Source organism: Methylophaga sp. UBA1464 (assembly GCF_002325665.1).
In the GTDB taxonomy this organism is placed as follows: Bacteria; Pseudomonadota; Gammaproteobacteria; order Nitrosococcales; family Methylophagaceae; genus Methylophaga.
Window position 1 is genome coordinate 19528 of record NZ_DCSO01000035.1, and the last position, 898, is coordinate 20425.

The following is an 898-nucleotide window of genomic DNA, read 5'->3' on the forward strand; positions in this document are numbered from 1 at the left end:
CAATCACAAAATCATATTCATGTGCCAGTTGAATCAGTTTGGTCAGGGTTTCAGCATCCACAATCGCACCCGTTGGGTTGCCCGGACTGCAAAGATATAACAACTGGCAACGAGACCACACACTGGCCGGGACAGCATCAAAATCCGGTACAAAACCGTTTTCTTCCGTGCAGTTAAGCAGGTAAGGCTCGGCACCGGCCAGAAATGCAGCACCTTCGTATATCTGATAAAACGGATTTGGCATCACAATCAGTGGATCATGACGTCGGTCAATAATCGCCTGGGCGAATGCAAACAATGCTTCACGCGTACCATTCACCGGCAGAATCTGTGATAACGGGTCAATGTGACCGGCCAGTTGAAACCGTTGATCCAGCCAGTTGGCGATGGTATGCCGTAACTCGATACTACCAATAGTCGTTGGATAGACAGACAACCCATGCAAATGACTGATTACTGCTTCGGTAATAAAGCCGGGAGTAGGGTGTTTGGGTTCGCCAATCGATAATGAGATATGTGCCAGGTTATTCGGTGGCTGGCAACCCTGCTGGAGCTCGGCTAGTTTCTCAAAAGGATAAGGATGTAATAGGGCCAGATCTGGATTCATTAATACATATCGCCGGATAAGAAAATCTGGGCATTATAACGCTTCAACCGCCTCTCGTGTTATAAGCATCCAGATGAACGTTATAAAACCTATCGAATTCAAGTTCGCGATTCTCAGTCTGTTATTTGCTGCCACTATGTGGGGCATCATCTGGTATCCGATGCGGTTGTTTGAGCAGGCCGGTATGTCAGTGATATGGGTGACTTTGATTATGTATTTGACTGCCGGGCTGGCCAGTCTGCCGATATTTATCAGGCAACGTTATCACTGGAAACAGATTCCTGCGGATGT

At 47.4% G+C, this 898-nt stretch carries 1 protein-coding gene and 1 pseudogene; one reads left to right on the forward strand and one right to left on the reverse strand.

Going from position 1 to position 898, the window contains the following annotated elements; all coding sequences use genetic code 11:
• The coding region (locus B3O33_RS03605) for an aminotransferase class I/II-fold pyridoxal phosphate-dependent enzyme (RefSeq protein WP_292362953.1) at window positions 1-607 on the reverse strand (607 nt) is incomplete at its 3' end.
• A gap of 73 nt (window positions 608-680) precedes the next feature.
• Here B3O33_RS03605 and B3O33_RS03610 point away from each other — a divergent pair.
• Window positions 681-898 (forward strand): annotated as a pseudogene (locus B3O33_RS03610) (EamA/RhaT family transporter); the annotation flags it as partial.